The 16,446-nt window shown below is 68.0% G+C and carries 16 protein-coding genes; 8 read left to right on the forward strand and 8 right to left on the reverse strand.

Features of this window, described 5'->3' with window-relative positions:
• Nucleotides 1–181 precede the first annotated feature (181 nt).
• The 7 genes from IEY49_RS13050 to IEY49_RS13080 form a co-directional block, all read right to left on the reverse strand.
• On the reverse strand, nucleotides 182–727 hold the full coding sequence (locus tag IEY49_RS13050) for a CarD family transcriptional regulator (RefSeq protein WP_373291916.1): 546 nt from the start codon (nucleotides 725–727) through the stop codon (nucleotides 182–184).
• 217 nt (nucleotides 728–944) lie between these two features.
• Nucleotides 945–1,670 carry an ABC transporter permease gene (locus IEY49_RS13055; protein WP_229780788.1) on the reverse strand — a complete coding sequence of 242 codons (726 nt, stop codon included), beginning with the start codon at nucleotides 1,668–1,670 and terminating at the stop codon, nucleotides 945–947.
• Between the two features lie 16 nt (nucleotides 1,671–1,686).
• A complete protein-coding gene (locus tag IEY49_RS13060; RefSeq protein ID WP_189009454.1) occupies nucleotides 1,687–2,613 on the reverse strand; it encodes an ABC transporter ATP-binding protein in 927 nt (308 codons plus the stop codon).
• Nucleotides 2,610–3,794, reverse strand: coding sequence for an ABC transporter permease (locus tag IEY49_RS13065; protein ID WP_229780789.1), 1,185 nt, complete (start codon nucleotides 3,792–3,794; stop codon nucleotides 2,610–2,612). The genes IEY49_RS13060 and IEY49_RS13065 overlap by 4 nt, the downstream gene beginning before the upstream one ends.
• 16 nt (nucleotides 3,795–3,810) lie before the next feature.
• The gene (locus tag IEY49_RS13070) at nucleotides 3,811–4,716 is read right to left on the reverse strand and encodes a glycine betaine ABC transporter substrate-binding protein (protein WP_189009457.1); all 906 of its coding nucleotides are present in this window, start codon (nucleotides 4,714–4,716) and stop codon (nucleotides 3,811–3,813) included.
• Nucleotides 4,717–4,914: 198 nt separating this feature from the next.
• The gene (locus tag IEY49_RS13075; RefSeq protein ID WP_189009460.1) at nucleotides 4,915–5,268 is read right to left on the reverse strand and encodes an HU family DNA-binding protein; all 354 of its coding nucleotides are present in this window, start codon (nucleotides 5,266–5,268) and stop codon (nucleotides 4,915–4,917) included.
• A 190-nt stretch (nucleotides 5,269–5,458) separates the two neighbouring features.
• Nucleotides 5,459–6,199, reverse strand: a complete 741-nt coding sequence (locus IEY49_RS13080) for a HesA/MoeB/ThiF family protein (protein WP_189009463.1) — start codon at nucleotides 6,197–6,199, stop codon at nucleotides 5,459–5,461.
• Nucleotides 6,200–6,288: 89 nt separating this feature from the next.
• Here IEY49_RS13080 and IEY49_RS13085 point away from each other — a divergent pair, with 89 nt between their 5' ends.
• The 5 genes from IEY49_RS13085 to IEY49_RS13105 are packed head-to-tail and all read left to right on the forward strand — an operon-like array spanning nucleotide 6,289 to nucleotide 11,120.
• On the forward strand, nucleotides 6,289–6,855 hold the full coding sequence (locus IEY49_RS13085; protein WP_189009466.1) for a glycerol-3-phosphate acyltransferase: 567 nt from the start codon (nucleotides 6,289–6,291) through the stop codon (nucleotides 6,853–6,855).
• A complete protein-coding gene (locus IEY49_RS13090; protein ID WP_189009469.1) occupies nucleotides 6,852–8,957 on the forward strand; it encodes a hypothetical protein in 2,106 nt (701 codons plus the stop codon). Before IEY49_RS13085 ends, IEY49_RS13090 begins: the two co-directional genes overlap by 4 nt.
• 32 nt (nucleotides 8,958–8,989) lie before the next feature.
• Entirely contained in the window at nucleotides 8,990–9,574 is a 585-nt protein-coding gene (locus IEY49_RS13095) for a UbiX family flavin prenyltransferase (RefSeq protein WP_189009472.1), read from the forward strand.
• Nucleotides 9,571–10,269, forward strand: coding sequence for a 2-C-methyl-D-erythritol 4-phosphate cytidylyltransferase (gene ispD, locus IEY49_RS13100; protein ID WP_189009475.1), 699 nt, complete (start codon nucleotides 9,571–9,573; stop codon nucleotides 10,267–10,269). The genes IEY49_RS13095 and ispD overlap by 4 nt, the downstream gene beginning before the upstream one ends.
• Nucleotides 10,269–11,120: a 4-(cytidine 5'-diphospho)-2-C-methyl-D-erythritol kinase gene (locus IEY49_RS13105; RefSeq protein WP_189009478.1), complete on the forward strand. Its 852-nt coding sequence runs from the start codon at nucleotides 10,269–10,271 to the stop codon at nucleotides 11,118–11,120. Before ispD ends, IEY49_RS13105 begins: the two co-directional genes overlap by 1 nt.
• Nucleotides 11,121–11,317: 197 nt before the next feature.
• On the opposite strand, the gene IEY49_RS13110 is transcribed toward IEY49_RS13105, so the two are convergent.
• Nucleotides 11,318–12,472 (reverse strand): MFS transporter, encoded by a 1,155-nt coding sequence (locus tag IEY49_RS13110; RefSeq protein WP_189009480.1) that lies wholly within the window; start codon nucleotides 12,470–12,472, stop codon nucleotides 11,318–11,320.
• A 102-nt stretch (nucleotides 12,473–12,574) separates the two neighbouring features.
• Here IEY49_RS13110 and IEY49_RS13115 point away from each other — a divergent pair, with 102 nt between their 5' ends.
• The 3 genes from IEY49_RS13115 to IEY49_RS13125 are packed head-to-tail and all read left to right on the forward strand — an operon-like array spanning nucleotide 12,575 to nucleotide 16,375.
• The gene (locus IEY49_RS13115; RefSeq protein ID WP_189009483.1) at nucleotides 12,575–14,986 is read left to right on the forward strand and encodes a penicillin acylase family protein; all 2,412 of its coding nucleotides are present in this window, start codon (nucleotides 12,575–12,577) and stop codon (nucleotides 14,984–14,986) included.
• 24 nt (nucleotides 14,987–15,010) lie between these two features.
• Nucleotides 15,011–15,607 (forward strand): single-stranded DNA-binding protein, encoded by a 597-nt coding sequence (locus IEY49_RS13120; protein WP_189009486.1) that lies wholly within the window; start codon nucleotides 15,011–15,013, stop codon nucleotides 15,605–15,607.
• A gap of 6 nt (nucleotides 15,608–15,613) precedes the next feature.
• Nucleotides 15,614–16,375, forward strand: a complete 762-nt coding sequence (locus IEY49_RS13125; RefSeq protein WP_189009489.1) for a metallophosphoesterase — start codon at nucleotides 15,614–15,616, stop codon at nucleotides 16,373–16,375.
• Nucleotides 16,376–16,446: the final 71 nt, after the last annotated feature.

The raw sequence follows: 16,446 nt of genomic DNA on the forward strand, positions 1-16,446 counted from the left end.
CACCACCTTTTCTGCATCCTCAGCACCCCCGCCTCCCGCGGGGGTGCGCGCTTGTGGATGCCCGGCAGGGGAGGGAAAAGCACAAAATAACCGCGGGCGGGCTCGTTGTCCTGGTTGGTGGTGTCTGTAGGTGGTAGGCGCCTCAGGGCGAGTCAGCAGTATTCCCTGAATTGCTGCGCTCTTAAACCGATGCCGCAGCGAGCGGCGCAGGCAGCTGAACATGCGGCTGTTCGTTCCACACTTCCTGCAGGTAGTCCTCTACCTGTCGGGCGAGCTGATTGCGCAAGTCACTGACTTCCTGCTCCAGCAGCCGGATAGCGCGCCGGAATGCCTGTCGGTCCAGGTCGGGCAGGCCGCGTTGCACGTTCCAGCGGCGCAGCTGACAGGTTAGCGCCGCCAGCTCATAGGGTTTTCCGCCGGCCAGAATGTCGTTGACCAGTCGGTGACGGGCTGACCACTGACGGGGCAACTCGAGCTCTCCATTCTGAAGATGGTTCATCAGGTCATGCAGGTCCTGGTCACCCAGAGCACGGCGGATGCCCGTGGAAGCTGGATCGGCCACGGGGACGTACGCACGGCTGACCGTCGCGGGAAACTTGACTTCGTAGTAAGTGTGGGCTTGCCCAGCCACAGGGCGCTCACAGGTCCCGCACACCACGCCAATACCGTAGGGAGAAAGGACGACTCGGTCACCGATTTGAAAGGCCGTATGCTTCAAGAGATTCACCTCTGCTGCGCGGACCTGCAGACCACGAGCGGCGTGGCGCCGGACGCCATGTCTTCACAAATGCGTGGCCAAGAAAAATGCCTGACATCTCATGTCAGGCAGACTCAGGCCATCAGGATCGTCAGAGAAGCACTCCGCCACGCAGGGCGGATCAGCCGAACCGACAGATTGAAGGGCATCGTCCTCATGGTACGCCCGCCGGCTGACAAATGCATCCTCACTTGCGCAGCAGCAGGCCCAGGACGGCATCCAGGCTAAGCGCCAGTAGAGCTGAGAGCAGCGCTCCAACCAACACCAGCGCCGAATTCTGCTCCGAAAGCCCGTTGATGATGGGCTCTCCCAGACCACCGGCACCTAAGGCCGCGCCGATAGTGGCCGTGCCGACGTTGTACACCATACTTGTCCGGATTCCGGCCAGCAGCACCGGCCAGGCCAGCGGCAGTTCTACGCGGCGCAATCTCTGCCACGCGGTCATGCCCATGCCATGGGCAGCATCAAGCGCGCCCGGATCTACCTGCCGCAGACCGGCCACCCCGTTACCCAGCACCGGCATCAGGCCGTAGACCACCAGACCCAGCAGGGTCGGCTTCCAGCCGAAACCCAGAGCCGGGACAGCGAGCGCCAGGATGGCAAACGTCGGTACGGTTTGCCCCAGCCCAGCCAGCCCCTCAGCCAGGTGCCTCAGGGCCTCCCGGTCAGGACGCGTGACCAGTATGGCTAGTGGCACCCCGATCAGCAGCACCAGTATGGTGGCCAGCAGCACCAGTCCCAGATGCGTCAGGGTGAGCTGCCACAGCGCCGGATCAAAAGCGGCAGGGAGCTCTCCCAGGTCCAGTGGCCGCAGCACGGCCGGCAGCGTCCCTGGGAGCAGGCACAGGCACAGCAGCAGCGGCCACCACAGTGCAGGGCTCAGCAGGAAGGAAGTCAGGCGCAGTGGCTTCAACTTTCTGGCCTCCACATCATGGCTCCCGGCGCAGGTTCGACCAGTGCAGCACCCCCGCCGGAACCCCATCCGTCATCACCGTGAGGCGGTCGCTGCCTTCCCGGAGCATCACACCCAGCGCGCTGCGGGCGTCCAGGGAGGCCTCCACCGTCGGCAGGCCAGCAACCTTCTCGCCGGGATTCATAAAGTCGGCGGCGCGGTATCCGGCCAGCTGGCGCAGGGCGGCGTCCTCTCCCAGAAAGGCGCTCACGAACGAGGAGGTGGGGCGGTGGACCAGATCATCGGGAGTGCCGAACTGTTCCAGGCGTCCTGCGTTCATGAGGGCAATCCGGTCACCCAGCCGCAGCGCTTCGTCGATGTCGTGCGTCACCATCACGACAGTTTTGTGCAGCCGGCGCTGAATTTCCCGGAAGGCCTGCTGCAGATGCTCACGCGCAAGGGGGTCCAGGGCACCGAAGGGCTCGTCCATCAGCAGGACCGGCGGATCCGCAGCCAGGGCCCGCGCCACGCCTACCCGCTGCGCCTGCCCACCCGAGAGCTGGGCCGGACGCTTGTGCCGGAAGGTATCAGGGTCCAGACCGACCAGCGCAAGCAGTTCGTCCACCCGGCGGGCCGTGTCCTGGCGGGAGCGCCCGAGCAGTTCAGGCACGGTAGCCACGTTCTGTGCCACGTTCAGGTGCGGAAACAGCCCGATCTGCTGAATCACATAGCCTATGCCCCGGCGCAACACCTCCGGACGCAGCCCGCGTGTGTCCTGGCCATCCAGCCGCACCACCCCGGCGGTGGGCTCAATCAGGCGGTTGATCATGCGTAGGGTGGTGGTCTTGCCGCAGCCCGAGGGACCCAGCAGCGCCGTGACCTGTCCGGCTGGAAAAACCAGATTCAGGTCCTGCACCACGGCCTGAGCGCCGTAACGTTTTTCCAGATGCTCAAGCTCGATCATGCGTCCTCCACCTGCCCCAGTCGCCCGCCCAGCCAGCCTTCTGTGGCGCGCAGCAGCGCATCTACGAAGATGGCGAGCAGGACCGCCGGGACCGCACCCAGTAGAATCAGGTCGGTTGCCGCACTCTGTAGCCCCTTGAAAATATAGGTGCCCAGTCCACCTGCGCCGATCAGCGCTGCAACCGCCGCCACCCCGACCAGCATGACCGCTGCCTGCCGCACTCCACTGAGCCAGACCGGCATGGCCAGCGGCAGTTCGACCCGCCAGAAGGTCTGGCCCGAGGTCATGCCCATGCCCCGCGCGGCGTCCACCACGCCGGGCGGCACGCCCCGCAGCGCTTCGATGCCGTTGCGCAGGACCGGCAGCAGGGCATAAAGGGTCATGGCACTCAAGGCCGGCGCGACGCCGATACCTGCAACACCCACTTCCCGCAGGGCCGGAAAGGCCCGTGACAGCGCAGCAAGAGGCACAATCAGCAGGCCCAGAAGAGCGAGACTGGGAATGGTCTGAACGGCGTTGGCCAGTCCCAGCAGCCCACCTGCCACGCGTTCCCGGCGGGCGGCCCACAGTGTCAGCGGCACGCCCAGCAGAACCGCCAGTCCCAGTGCTGAACCCACCAGCCGCAGGTGCTGCCCGAATTCCTGCACCCAGCGCGGTCCCTCACTCCGGGCTTCGACCAGAACAGACCAGCTCGACAGCTGCCCGCTCAGCAGCAGCACTGCGGCGCCGGGAACCCAGGCCCAGGCCCATCGTCGGGCCCCCCGGCCAGCCTGTGCCGCACTGGAAGCGGCGATCAGGGCGCCCACCATGTATAGCCAGAACCCGGATGCGGCGCTGGCCCGCGCAAATTCGGCCTGCCCCGTCAGTGCCCCCGCCGTGCGCTCGCCAAGCAGCCAGAATGCGGCCAGAAGCCCGGCGGCTGCCGCCGCCGCCGCCACTCCGGGCAGGCGGCGGATCAGCAGGGCAGGCAGCACAGCCAATACCAGCAGTGCCAGCGTGATTGCCCCGGGCACGCGCAGCAGCTCTCCAGGTGCCAGGCGATTGGGCCGCAGCAGCACCCACGGCAGCAGGGCTCCGGCCAGCATGGGCACGGCGCCCAGCCAGAGCACCACGCGGATATCTGGACGTGCCGGTTGCTTCCGTTTCTCCGACAGGACAGCTTCAGTCGAAAGGGCGGTCAACGCGGCCGCCCGAGGGTCACTTGATCAGGCCCTTACCCTTCAGGTACGCCTGCGCCACACTCTGGGCGCTGCGGCCTTCCAGGGCCACCTGGGCGTTCAGTCCCTGCATGGTGTTCTGGCTCAGCGTGGAAAACACCCGGTTAAGCACGGCAGCGATCTGGGGATTGGCCTTCAGGGTCTCGGTCCGGATGATGGCGGCCGGCTGATACACCGCCTGGGCTCCCTTGGGATCTTTCAGCGCGACCATCTTGAGCGCTGCGAGGCTTCCGTCGGTGCCGTAGGCCATCGCTGCATTCACACCGCTGGTGCCCTGGGCAGCCGCCTGCTGGGTCTGGGGCGGCGTGGCACCGGCCAGCACGAGTTTCTGGGCACTGCTCAGCTTGAAGCCGTAGGACGATTCGAAAGCGGGCATGGTGTCGGGGCGGTTGAAGAACTCCGGGCTGCCGGCAATCTTGAATTTGCCGCCGGCTTTCAGGTAGCGCGCCAGATCAGCCACGCTGCTCAGCCGGGCACTCTGGGCCAGCGCCTGTGGCACCGCGATCACCCAGGTGTTGTTGACCTGCGCGGGTTTGAGCCAGGTGATGCCGTTGCGGGCGTCGAGCTGGCGGGCCAGTCCGTAGATGGTGCCGGGATTGCCCGCCTGTTTGGGCGTGATCTTGGCTTTGGGAAACAGATAGACCGCGTTGCCGGTGTACTCGGGGTACACGTCGATTTCACCGGCCAGGATGGCCTTGCGGTTGACTCCGGTATCACCCAAGCTGGTGCGGTCGGTGACCTCGAGCCCGGCGTTCTTGAGAGTCAGCAGGATCATCTGGCCCAGAATCTGCGCTTCGGGGTCGAGCTTGCTGCCGACCACGATGGGTTTGGCGGCGGCAGTGCCTGCCAGGGCGACGAGGGTACTGAGAATCAGAATGCGGCTCATATGGCCTCCTTGGGGCTGTGGCCTTGGCCCTGTGCCCCCGATATGGTGAACTTGGTCGGGTGAGTGGTCTATGGACTAGCCTAGCGGCCTGAAAGCCGGAGCACGGTGCAGGGGCCCACACACCCAGGCGCGGACGCCACCACGACAACGCTGCGGGGCCGACCCGGTTCTGGCGTCGGCCCCGCAGCGCAGCGTGCTTTACAGGTTTCCCTTGAGGGTACTGGCCACCTTGAAGCGGACCTTTTTCCCAGCGGGAATGGTGATCTTCTGGCTGGTGCCGGGGCGCACGCCCTGACGGGCGGCCGTCTGGGCCACGCTTAAGGTACCCAGGCCAGGCAGGCCGACGCTGCGGCCCTCGCGCAGGGCGCCCACTACACATTCGAGCATGGTGGCGACCGCGTCCCCAGCCTGCTTCTTGTTCAGGGTGGTGCGGTCAGCGACCATTTCGATCAGCTGGGTCTTGGCGATCTTGCTGCCGTCGGCGGCAGCGGCGCGGCGGGGTGCAGCGGCAGCGGCGGGTTTCTTGGCGGCAGGCTTGGTGCTCTTGGCCATACAGGAACCTCCAGACGATGAATTGAGCGGGGATCGGCTCACCGGAACAGTAACACACTGTTTTTCCCGTCAATCCCGGAAAGTGGCGGTCTGGCGCGGGCTTTCGTGGTGCGGCTCGCATCGGACGGCCCGAAAAACACCGTGAAATCGGCTAAGTTCCTTCTGAGACGGCATTTTCTGGAGTGGATCATTAAAGAATAGATGAAGACCGGGCGGCAGCCTGCAGATTCAGCATCCGGCTGCGGCCGCTCAGGGCGTCAAGGGTCCACAGTCTTCCCTGCAGTGGTTCCCCCACGCCACCCAGCACCTTAAGGGCTTCCAGGGCCATCATGCTGCCTACCACGTTTGGTAGTGGGCCCAGGACCCCGGCTTCCTCGCACGACAACTCATCCCCAGCATCGGGAAAGACGTCACGCAGCCCCAGCTGGGGCCCGAACACGCTGACCAGCCCGCTGGTGCCGCTGGCAGCGCCCCATACCCACTGCCGCCGGGCACGGGTACAGGCGTCCGCGATCAGGTAACGGGTCTCGAAGTTGTCGGTGGCGTCGATGATCAGATCAGCTTCGGTAATCAGCGGGCCAATGTTCCCGGCATCTACGGCGCCTTGGGCACACACCTGGACGTGTGGGTTGATGCCCTGGGCACGGGCCGCCGTCACCTGCGCCTTGGACCGTCCCACGTCCGCCTGGGAAAACTGCGTCTGGCGGTGCAGATTGCTCAGTGCCACGGCATCTCCGTCGGCAATCGTCAGCCGTCCTACGCCAGCACCTGCCAGTTGGGCGGCCACCGGCCCGCCCAGCCCCCCCGCCCCGATGAGCAGGACCGAAGCGGCGCGGAGACGCTCCTGGGCGCCGGCGTCGAGCCACTCGGGCACAAGCAGCTGACGTGAGTACCGGCGCAACTCCGCGCGCGTCAGAAGGTCGCGGCTCATGGGCCGAGTCTACGGTGCCGGTACGCATGAGGGCCCCGCGTCTGGGAATGCGGCGCTGCGTGGCGGCTCCGGCACTCTAGAATGCGCGCATGCCCGCGCTGGTGCTTGCCGTTCTTTCCTACCTGCTGGGCTCCCTGGTGATGGGCGTGCTGTATTCCCGCGCACGAGGCACCGACATCCGTGACCGTGACCTGCCCGGGGGTAGCGGTACCTACCGCCAGTACGGTCTGCAGGCCGCGCTGCTGGTGGCAGCCGGGGACATCCTCAAGGGGGTGGCCGCCGCGCTGCTGGCCCGCGCCATTGCCCCGGGTGAGGGCTGGGTGGCCGCACTGTTCGTGGTCCTGGGGCACTGTTACCCGGTCTTTTTCGGCTTCCGGGGTGGCGGTGGCATCGCGCCGCTGGGAGGAGCCTTGCTGGTGCTCGCGCCCCTCACGCTGCTGGGAACCCTGGCAGCTGCCCTGGTGGTGATTCCGCTCTACCGTTCGCTGCTGCAACGCCGGGTGGGGCTCAATGCCGTGCCGGTGGCCACGGCGGTGGCCGTGCCGGTTGGACTGCTGCTCTCTGCCCGCTACGGCGGGCTGCCGGAACTGCTGGCCGGGGGAGCTGCCATGGCCCTACGGGCCGTGCACCTGCTGGCTGCCCCCCGGAGCGCATGAGCCGCTCCTCCCGGCTGCTGCCGCTGGCCCTGCTGCTGCTGGGAAGCGCATGTGCCAACGCCGTACTCGAAGGCCGGACCCTGCGCTTCGAGAACGGGCGGCAGGTCGTCTGGCAGCGGACGTTTCCGGCCTGGATGGGCAGCCTGACGGCCCCGGTCGAGACCGGGGGCGTGACCTACCTGGGGGTCGGCCCGGTGGTGTACGCCTTTTCGGACAGGGGGCAGGTCAGTGAGCGGGTGGACCTGCCGGGCATGGTCACCTCGCTGGACGCCAGCAGCGGTGGACTGCGCGTCAGCACCGAGGAGGCCGGCGCGGTGGAGCGCTTTACCCTCGGCCGGCCAGACGGCACCCTGTCCGTGCTTGAGCGGGTGGTGCCTCCCCCCGACCCGGCCGTGACCGGTTGGCTGGCCCGCACCGCCGACCGGGTGCCCACCCCGGCGGTGACCGCAGCAGCGGCCCAGGATCCAGGCAATCCTTTCCTGGCCCTGCGGGAGGCGCGGCTGGCCAGCGCCCAGGGAGACCTGTACGGCAGTCTCAGCGCTGTGCGGCGGGCCCTGAACGCCACCCTGCCGTTTCCTGCCTGGGTCCAGCTCGCCGCGCGGCTCGATGCAGCCGGGTTTCCTTCCGCAGCGGATCTGGCCCTGGATCACGCCCGGCGCGACGCCGCTGCACGTGGCTTTGACCCGGAAGTGCCGGTCAGCCGCGCGGCCCTGGGTGCTTACGGCAATCCCAGCGGATACGTCGGCACGCTGCTCGATCAGAACCGTCTGACCCGCGCCGAGGTCTGGATGCGCTACCTGCGCGAACTGCACCCACGTTTTGAAGGCAGCCTGGCGCTGTACGAACGCTATGCCCAGGCCCTGGCCACCCAGGGCCGTGCCGGCGAGGCCGAGGAGTGGCGGCAGTTTGCCCGCAGCCTGCGCAGCGGCACCCTGTACAACCTGGGGCTGGAAGGCACCGATACCCTGCGGGACGCGGCGCGCCTAGCGGCCCTGACGCTGGTGCTGGCCTTGACGGGTGCCCTGCTGACGCTGACAGCCCGGGCGTGGCGCGCCCAGGGAGAGGACACTCAGGAGCTGGGAGGCCGCCTGTTGGGGTGGCGCCATCCGCTGTCGCGCGCCCGGCGGCTGGCGGTGGCGTATGCCAGTGCGGGCGAACGTCTGACCCTGGTCCTGCTGGCTGCCGCGCTGGTCACGGTACTGGGCGGCTGGCAGTGGACTAACCGGGCCAGCAGCGGCCTGAGCGCGCCAGCAGTCACCACCGGAACCTACGGAGGCGGCTGGGTCAGCACCCAGCTCACCCGGCTGACCCTGCGCCGCGGGCCTGATACCGCGCTGCTGAGCGGGCTGAATGCGCAGCTCGATGGAGACGCCACGCTGGCCCGTGACCATTACACCCGGGCGTTGCCGGATGCCTGCGCCCGCAACAACCTGGGCGTGATTGCCCAGACCCGTGGCGATGAGGCCCAGGCCCGCGACCTGTACCGCGCCGCGCTGGCAGACCGGCCTGACCTGAGTGCCGCCGCCTTCAATCTCGGGCTCAGCCCCGCCACCCCTGAACTCGCCTTCCAGCGCACCTACCGGCCCAATCGGCCCCGGCTGTGCTATCCGGACCAGCGCAGCCTGACGCGCGCGCTGACCGGAGACCTGGGGGCCACCTTGCAGGGCAACCTGCGCGAGCCGGTGTCACTGGTCACTCCAGCCCCCGGCAACAGTGTGCGCCTGGGCTGGGCCCTGCTGGGGGCTCTGCTGGCCACAGGCTATGTGGCCTTCACCCTGCTGCTGCCGCGTGCGGCCAGTGAGCGGCGCCTGGGCCGGCCAGCTGTCTACCGCGTCCTGGCCCTGCTTCTGCCGGGAGCGGCGTTGCTGGACAGTGCCTGGGGCAGCGTGCTGCTGCTGGGCTGGGCCGCCTGCCTCGGTGCGCTGTTGCCACTCAGTGGCCTCGTCGCCTTCCCGAATCTGCTGGACCTCTCGCTGCCTGGTGTGCGGCTGGCCCTGCTGGGGGCCCTGGGGCTGACCTACCTGCTGGGCATCCTGTCGTTCGTGACGGCCGAGGTCGGCTTTGCGCGCCGCGCCCGGCGTGAGGCGCAGCAGGAGACGTAAGGCCCGCGTCCCCAGGCTGCTAGCCTGCAGACATGAGGCTGGTGGTGGGCATTTCGGGCGGCAGCGGGATTCCCTACGCGCAGGGGGTGCTTCAGGCCCTAAAGGACCTGAACGTGGAGACGCATCTGATCGTGAGCAGCGGAGCCAAGCGCGTCATGACCGCCGAGGATTCGGGACCGCAACTGCCGGACCTGACAGCCCTGGCGTCCCAGGTCCACGAAGACCGGGATCTGGCCGCCAGTGTGGCCAGTGGCTCCTACCGCACCGACGGCATGCTGATCATTCCGTGCAGCGCCGGCACACTGGCCAAGGTCGCGCATGGAATGGCCGACAACCTGCTGTCGCGCGCGGCGCACGTGACCCTCAAGGAGCGTCGGCCGCTGGTGCTGGTCGTTCGCGAGGACCCGCTGCCCCGGCCCATGCTGCTCAACCTGCTGGCCGTGCACGACGCGGGTGCCAGCGTCATGACGGCCAGCCCTGGCTTCTATCACGCCCCCGAAAGCGTGGCTCAACTGCTGCACTTTGTCACTGCGCGCGTGCTGGACCAGTTCGGGCTGGATGTGCCGGGATTCCGTCGCTGGAAGGAGCCCAGCAGCGTCCGGGAGGCAGACCAGTGAGCGCGCCGTGTCTGCTGGCCGGACGCACCGCCGCCCTGATTCCGGCCGCGGGGTTCGGCACGCGGCTGGGCCGGGGGCCCAAAGCCTTTGTGGAGGTGGCCGGGCAGACGTTGCTTGCACGGAGTGTGGCGGCCCTGAGCCCTCACGTGGACGAGGTGCTGGTGGCGCTACCGGTGGGGGCCGAGCTCCCACCCGGCGTCGATGCGCGGGCCATCGTGGGGGGCGAAACCCGGCAGGAGAGCGTCCGGCGCCTGCTGCACGCCACCACCGCCGAGCGTGTGCTGATTCACGACGCGGCGCGGCCCTTTCTGCCGGAAGGGGTGATCCACGCCCTGCTCGAAGCGGTTCTGGACACCGGAGCAGCCACCGCCGCACTTCCGCTCGCCGATACCCTGGTGCGCGCGGGTATCGGCGATCAGGCCGGTGATACCGGTTGCTGGGGCGAACTGGTCAGCCGGGAGAACCTCTGGGCCGTACAGACGCCCCAGGCCTTCCTGCGGGAGATACTGCTTGATGCCCATGCGCACGCCCGTTCGGAAGGGCATACGGCTACCGACGATGCCGGCCTGGTCGCGCGGCTCGGCGGCCGGGTACGGCTGGTGCCCGGAGACGCCCGACTGTTCAAGGTAACCGCTCCCGGTGATCTCGCGCTGGCCGAGGCGCTGGCGCGGATGTGGGACGGGGCCCGCTCCTGATGTGGGTGGCTGCTCCAGCCAAGATCAACCTTGGCCTCAGCGTGCTGGGAGTGCGCAGTGACGGCTACCACGACCTGCACTCGCTGATGGTCCCACTGGCCACCGGAGACGAACTGGAGCTGGAGCACGCCGGCGAACTGTCTTTGCTGGTCCTGGGCGCGGACCTGCCGTGTGACCACCGCAATCTGGTGTTCCGGGCCGCCCGCGCGTATCTGGATGCGGCCGGGATTTCAGATGGCGTGGCCATCACGCTGCACAAGCACCTGCCGCTGGCCTCCGGGCTGGGAGGCGGCAGCAGCGATGCGGCCAGTACCCTCCTCGCGCTGCGGGATATGTTTCCAGCAGATGTGGACCTGCCCGCCCTGGCGCTGAGGCTAGGTGCGGACGTCCCCTTTTTCTTGCTGGGAAGCGCGGCCGTGGCCGAGGGAGTAGGAGAGCGCCTGACTCCTGTGCGGATCAGGTCCACCTCACTGGTGCTGCTCAATCCAGGCGTGGAAGTCAGTGCCCGAGACGCCTACCGCTGGCTGGACGAGAGCGGGGGTTTTACTCCCCTTCTGGACCTGTCCGCCATTGTTCAGGCGCTGGCCGACGGTGCAGAAAAAATTCCCTACTTCAATGCCCTGCAGGCTCCGGTCGTTCCCCGTCATCCGCCGATTCAGGTGGCCCTGGACGCCCTCGCGGCGGCTGGACTGCACGCGCCTCTGATGAGCGGGTCCGGCAGCACCTGCTTTGCCCTGGCCCACGACGCCGCTCAGGCGGCCCAGGCAGCGCTGGTCCTGGCGGCGCGTTATCCGGACTGGTGGGTTCAGGCGACCTCTACACAAGAAGCGGCAGACCCCGAGGACAAATGAGCTGAAAATCCAGTGTGCCCGCCCCCGTGTCCGGCCGGCGCCCTGTTGGCCTGAAGAGCTGTCCGTTTCTTCAAGCTTCCTGCCGGTGGTCGGAAACACGCCGGGAGGCGTGCCCCATGTTGGGCCGGTGTCTGTGGAAATCACGAGCTGTCCACCAGAGGCGGAACGAGGGGCTGTCAGGAGGCGCCTGGGCAGGCTCAGGTCGGCTGGGCCACCGGGCTCTCCCGGCGCAGCAGGTCATAGCCCAGGGCCACCAGGAAGGCGAGCGCTCCCAGCCCAAACACCCCCGCCTGACCGGCAGCCTGCCACGCGGCGCCGCCCAGCACCGGTCCGATGGCGTATCCCAGCGCTTCGACCGCCATGACGGTGCCCCAGGCGGCAGCGCGGTTGCCCTCGGGGAGGGTGCGCGCCACCAGACCGTTCCAGCCGGTCACGAAAGCTCCGTAGCCTGCACCCAGCAGGACAGCCAGCGGCCAGAGGTGACGCTGCACGTCTGGCAGCGCCGCCAGCCCAAATGTCGCGGCCAGCAGCAGCAGTCCTGGCAGCAGGGCCCGGCGGGGATGCTCCCGGTCTGCCAGCCGCCCGGCGCCCCACAGGCTCAGCCCGAAGATGGCCAGCGCCAGGGCGCCCGGCCTCAGCAGATCGTTCAGGCTGAGTTTCAGCTGGTCGAGCAGCGGGTACAGGATGGTAATCAGCAGCCCTGGAGCCAGGGTCTGCACGAATGCCGCCGGGAACAGCGCGGCGACCCGGCTCCAGCCCTTCCACACGCTGCCGGCCAGTACGTCCTGTCGAGGCAGGCGCAGGGGCAGCAGGCTCAGGGCCAGCACCACTGCGGCTCCCTGCGCGGCGATCAGCAGGGTCCAGCCCAGGTCGGTACGGGCCTGCATCAGGGGGCCCACGCCCAGGGCGCCGAGCAAGATGGCGGGCGCCACCACCACATTGCTGACGGCCAGGGCCCGCGCGGTGCGGCCTGGACTCGAGAGCGACTGTGAAGCGCTCATCACGCCAGGCCACAGGGCAGCGTAGGTCACGCCCCAGGCGGCGCAGGCCAGCACGCCCCAGACCGGGTGCGGCAGCACCCGCGTGCCCGCCACCGCCACAACCCCCAGCAGCGTGCCCAGCAGCAGGATCCGGCCCAGTCCCCAGCGTTCGGTCAGCAGGCCGCAGGGTCCCTTGCTCAGGGCGTCGCCCAGGTAATGGGCACTGGTCAGCAGGCCGATGGCAGCGGTGCCCAGCCCCAGGGCCGGCCCGCCGACCGGCAGCGCCGACACAAAAAAGCCGGTACGCACCAGTTCGCACAGCATCAGCAGCGTCAGAAGCCGCAGCATGGTCAGTGGCCGCACCCAGAGCATTCAGCCTCCAGTGTAAGGGGCGCAGGTCCGCCAATGTGCTGCCGCGCACGCTTTCTGGGCCCGCTATGCTGCGCCCAATCTTGTATCGGGAGGCTCTGGAATATGGTGCTGCGGCGCAGATCAGTGTGGTCGAGGCTTGGTCGTGGAGTGGGTCTGGTGCTGCTACTGCTGGCCCTGGTGTTGGGAGCAACGGCGTGGTGGGTGCATGCTACTGCCACCCCACGGGTCCGGGGGCAGCTGACCCTCGCCGGGCTGCAGGGACCGGTCACGGTCACGCGTGACGAATGGGGCGTGCCGCACATCCGTGCCCGCGTCAGTGATGAGGACGCGGTCTACGCCCTGGGCTTCGTGCACTGGCAGGACCGCGCCTGGCAGATGGACTTCCAGCGCAGGGTGGTTCAGGGCAGACTTTCCGAGGTGCTGGGCACCGCCGCCCTGCCTCAGGACCGGTTTCTGCGCACCTGGGGCTTTCAGCGCGCGGCCCTCTCGGCCCTGCCGGCGCTCTCCGAACGCAGCCGCCGGCTGATCCGGGCCTACACGGCCGGGGTGAATGCCGGTATGGCCCAGGGAAAGGTGGCCCTGGAATTCCGCATCCTGGGCTACACCCCGGACCCCTGGACCGAAGTGGACAGCCTGTCATGGAGCAAGCTGATGGCCTATGACCTGGGCGGCAACCAGGCGGATGAGGTCCAGGGTGCCCGGGTGGTCCGCCGGCTGGGCGCGCAGGGCCTGAATGAGGTCACCGCTCCCTACCCGGCCAGCGCCCCCACGGTCCTGAGTTCCGATGAGCTGGGAACCGTACGCCCGACCCCACCTGGGCCAGTCAGGGCCGGGCCCGAGCACGCCAGCCGCCCTGACACCGGTCTCCCGCCCGCCACGGTCCGCGCCCTGCAGGCGCACCTGAACGCCGCGCGGGAACTCGGCCTGAATGCGGTTCCCGGCAAGGGCAGCAACAACTGGGTCCTGGCCGGCAGCCGCACCGCGAGTGGCAAACCGATCCTGGCCGACGACCCCCACCTGGCGCTGAGCAGCCCCATGCTGTGGTACCTCGCCGACCTGCAGGGACCAACCCTGAAAGCCATCGGCGCCAGCATCCCGGGGCTGCCCAGCATCGTGATCGGGCGCAATGAGCGGGTCGCCTGGGGCGTAACGAACGTGAACCCGGACGTGCAGGACCTTTACATCGAACCACAAGGGGCACGCCTGACGGCCCGGACCGAGGTCATACGGGTCAAGGGCCAGCCGGAGGTGCGCCTCCGGGTGCGGGAAAGTGCCCACGGACCCATCGTCAGTGACGTGGGCGCGGGTGAAATCGGCCCACGTGTCGCCCTGAAATGGACGGCTCTGGAGCCCGGCGACACCACCATGGACGCTTTTGTGGGCCTCAATTACGCCCGCGATTGGCGGGATTTCACGCGGGCGCTGGAAAAATACGTGGCGCCTACCCAGAGCTTCGTGTATGCCGATGTGGACGGCAACACCGGCTATTACGCGCCGGGCCGCATTCCCGTTCGCAAGGGCTGGGACGGCAGTCTGCCGGTCTCCGGCGACGGCAGCCGCGAGTGGCAGGGCTATATTCCGCATGCCCAGCTGCCACACACCTACAATCCCGCCGATGGGCTGATCGTCAGTGCCAACAATCAGGTGGTGCCTGCCAGCTATGCTTTCTCTCTGGGCAACCCGCGCAACTGGGCCGAGCCCTACCGGGCGCAGCGCATCACCGAACTGCTGAGCGCACAACCCGGTGGCCTGACGCTACGCGACGTGCAGCGGGTGCAGCTCGATACGGTCAGTCCGGTCTGGACCGACTTCCGCCCGGTGTTGCTGCACACGGTGCCGGGCAGCGACCTGTCGCGCCGGGCGCTGGCGCTGCTGCGAGGCTGGGACGGCAATGAAACAATTGACAGCGTCCAGGCAAGTATTTTTGAAGCCTGGCTGATGCAGCTGCACGGCCTGGCAGAGGACGAGCTGGAAACGGAGACGCGTATGAACAGCCTGAGTGTCCTGAACCAGCTTCGACGTGGCGGCACCCTGTGCGCTGTGAGTGGACAGGGGGACTGCGCCCAGGTGCTGACAGACAGCCTGGAAGCAGCGGTGGCTGACCTACGCTCCCGGCTGGGCCCCGATCCTCAGGACTGGACCTACGGCAAGCTGCATCAAGTCGCCAGCAACCACCGTGCCTTCGGGGGGGTGCGGGCACTGGCCTGGCTGTTCAACCACTCGTCTCCCACGCCGGGCGGCACCAACACGGTCAACGTCGCGCGGCCCCAGCGCGGCACCTATGCCCAGACCCACGGAGCGAGCTACCGGCAGGTCATTGATCTGAGCGACATGAACCGCAGCGTGTATATCGGCAGTCTGGGCCAGGATGGTCATCCGCTGGGCCGACACGCCGCTGATCAGCAGGGCCGCTGGATTGCGGGAAGGTACCTCCCCATGAGCACGGACCCCAGCGACTGGGGCCGGACCCGGAGCCTGCAGCTCACGCCTGCTCAGTCAGCGCGGACCAGATAAGAGGGCCGCGCTACACTCTCGTCTATGGCAGAACTCGACCGCGTCCGCGAGGCCCTGCGCGCCAGCATGACCGCCTGGGCGACCCTGGAGGTCCGGGGCGACCAGGCGCGTGTGATCCCGGCCCCCGACCCCGACCAGCTCGCTGCGCACCTGAGCAGCGCCGATCCGGCCTGGACCCTGACCTGGGCGTGTGACAGTGCCCAGCCTCCGGTGGTGCGCGCTCGCCTGACCCTGGCCGGCGTGACCCGTGAGGGTCTGGCCACGGGCCACACGCTGGGTGACGCCAAGCTGGCCGCACTGGCCGACGCGGCCCGGGTTTATGGCGTGCCGGCCGGCGACACCGCCTGGGTCGAATTTGACCCGGACGAGGGCGCAAACACCACTGATCTGGACGCCGAGGCCCCCTTGCCAGCCGCACCCCGCCCGGCGACCCTGCCACCGGAACCGCCCCGTGACCCGCAGATGGAAAAGGCCCGCCGTCACATCGAGGACCTGCTGGAGCAGCTCAAGGTGGCCGGCAGGGGAGGAGACGCCGCACGCGTCCTGATGCGCGGGTATGGCGAGACACTCGACGAGAGCCGCGCCATCTACAAAGAACTCCAGGCACTCCTCAAGGGCTAGGTGGACATGCACAAATTCATTGCGATTGGCGACGTGCATGCTGATTTCGACACCATGTGGGGGGCCCTGCGTGCCGCGAGCTGCGCCGATGCCCACGGTCAGCCGACGCCGCCGGTGCGTGCGGGGCTGTATCAGGTCGTGCTGATCGGCGACCTGGTTCACCCCAAGAACGAGCGCGAGTATGGCCGGCTGGCCGGGGTCACGCGCTTTGAGACCGACAATCCCGATCACCTGTACTACGCCGCCACCGCCCAGATCCGCGCTCTGGAAGCGCTCAAGGCCTACCAGGAGGCGGCCCCGCACGCCGTGCACATCATCCTGGGCAATCACGACGACGTGGTGATTGATCCGCAATACGTCCTGGGCACCAGCGGCGGCATGCGGCACGTGGAATTCGACCCGGAGTACGGCGGCGTCTCCCTGCCCGAGCACCTGCGGGCCTGGATGCAGAGCTTTCCCCGTGAGCTGCGCGTGGCCGGCGTGCAGTTCGCTCACGCCAGCCCGCTGCCGGCTCACCTGCACTACGACGACCTGTTCTATGCCGACCACGGCCCCAAGCGCTGGTTTCGCGATTCGCCGGAATATGTCGAAATGGCCGGGCTGAGCTTCGGGGTGTACGGCCATACCCAGATCGAGGGCGGCATTCTGCTCAGCGAGACCCACCGCTTTGCCATGATCGATGCCCTGAGCAGCCGTGAGTACCTTGAATTGATGCTTGATGCCGAGCAGGCCAGCCCCGTTCAGGGCGTGCGGGCGGTGCCCTTCTGAAGCCCGCTGGACTGATTCCAGCGTGGTTGACAATGTCAGGAGGCGCCGCTATCCTTAACCCCGCTGCTTTT

This window comes from Deinococcus malanensis, assembly GCF_014647655.1.
In the GTDB taxonomy this organism is placed as follows: domain Bacteria; phylum Deinococcota; class Deinococci; order Deinococcales; family Deinococcaceae; genus Deinococcus; species Deinococcus malanensis.